This is a genomic window from Halorubrum sp. GN11_10-6_MGM, from assembly GCF_005435165.1.
In the GTDB taxonomy this organism is placed as follows: Archaea; Halobacteriota; Halobacteria; order Halobacteriales; family Haloferacaceae; genus Halorubrum.
Genome location: NZ_SGUC01000074.1, coordinates 1 through 1,264, shown reverse-complemented (window position 1 = coordinate 1,264; position 1,264 = coordinate 1). Strand labels below are relative to the sequence as shown.

At 67.2% G+C, this 1,264-nt stretch carries 2 protein-coding genes; both read left to right on the top strand.

The window, feature by feature from the left end; genetic code table 11:
• Window positions 1-301: 301 nt before the first annotated feature.
• Window positions 302-631: a transcription factor S gene (locus EXE46_RS16110; protein ID WP_092920191.1), complete on the top strand. Its 330-nt coding sequence runs from the start codon at window positions 302-304 to the stop codon at window positions 629-631.
• A gap of 5 nt (window positions 632-636) precedes the next feature.
• The gene (locus EXE46_RS16105; protein ID WP_137689351.1) at window positions 637-1,179 is read left to right on the top strand and encodes a hypothetical protein; all 543 of its coding nucleotides are present in this window, start codon (window positions 637-639) and stop codon (window positions 1,177-1,179) included.
• Window positions 1,180-1,264 lie beyond the last annotated feature (85 nt).

The following is a 1,264-nucleotide window of genomic DNA, read 5'->3' as shown; positions in this document are numbered from 1 at the left end:
GCTTGATCGATCGCCTCATCGAGTTCCTCTTCACTCAGATGTTCGAGGTGATCTTTCGACGGTCCAGGCATAGTTCGTACTTACACTCTAATATTACAAATTTTTCGGCTATCACTATCGCCGCCGGTTGCCCGTGGCGCGTCGCGGCAGGGACTTTGACGGTGTTCTCCCTCACAGATCCACATCCGGATCGACTGCGACCACTCCACCGCCACACCAACACGGTTCCACGTCGCGTCACTCGACGTATTCAGCCGCACCCACCGGACCTAAACCGCTCGATCCCCTGTCAACCACGTATATGCAGTTCTGTGACGACTGCGGCTCGATGATGGTCTCTCGCGACGGGGAGATGGTGTGTCAGAACGACGACTGCGGCGCGACGACCGAGCGCGACGAGGCGCTCGCCGCCGAGTTCGAGTCGACGACGGAACAGACCGGCGACGAGGTGATCGAGACGGAGGAGGGGGCGAACTTCGAGGGGAAGCCGACCGCGAACGACGTCGTCTGCGACGAGTGCGGCCACGGCGAGGCGTGGTACACGATCAAACAGACGGGCGCCGCCGACGAGCCGCCGACGCGCTTTTTCAAGTGCAAGGAGTGCGGCCACCGCTGGCGGGGGTACAACTGACCGCGATGCGCTCGGGGGGGTCACGCGGTGCGTCGGTCCGCGACGGCGTTCTCCGGTCGCTTTTGTCCGTCGCGCTCCTCCTCCCGGCGGCGTTCCTCGTCGGGCGCGCGATCGGCTTCTGGCGCGTCCGGCTCGCGGCGGGGAAGCTGCTCGCGCTCCTCCCCGACGACGGCGCTCCCGACCACGTTCAGGTGCTGCCGCCGCCGGCCGACGAGTACGCCGGGACCCTCCCGACGAGTCCCGCGGAGACCCGCGACCGACTCCCCGATCAGGGGTTCTCCGAGCTGATCCGGGCGTACTTCCACGCCTACGACCGCGACGGGGAGACCGTTCACGAGGTGGGGAGCTTCGTCCACCGTCCGGAGGGGCTCACGGGCGACTGGCAGGTCCACGTCCGACTGTTCCCCGCGCCCGACGGCTCGACCGAGGTGTGGGCTCACTGGGAGCGGAACCCGTACGTCGCGCCGCTGGCGCACCTCCGGATGGAGGGGTACGACCCGGCACGCGGCGAGCGGATGGCGGCGGAGCTGATCGACGACCTGCGGTGACCATCCGAGCCGACGCCTCGGAAAGCGACTACTCGCCCGTGAGCCGCGGCGCGAGAAACGTCGCGACTGCCTCTCCCACACGTCC

Excerpts from the sequence above, each read along its gene's own strand:
- EXE46_RS16110 (WP_092920191.1), top strand. The coding sequence starts at position 302 with ATGCAGTTCTGTGACGACTGCGGCTCGATGATGGTCTCTCGCGACGGG.
- EXE46_RS16105 (WP_137689351.1), top strand. The coding sequence starts at position 637 with ATGCGCTCGGGGGGGTCACGCGGTGCGTCGGTCCGCGACGGCGTTCTC.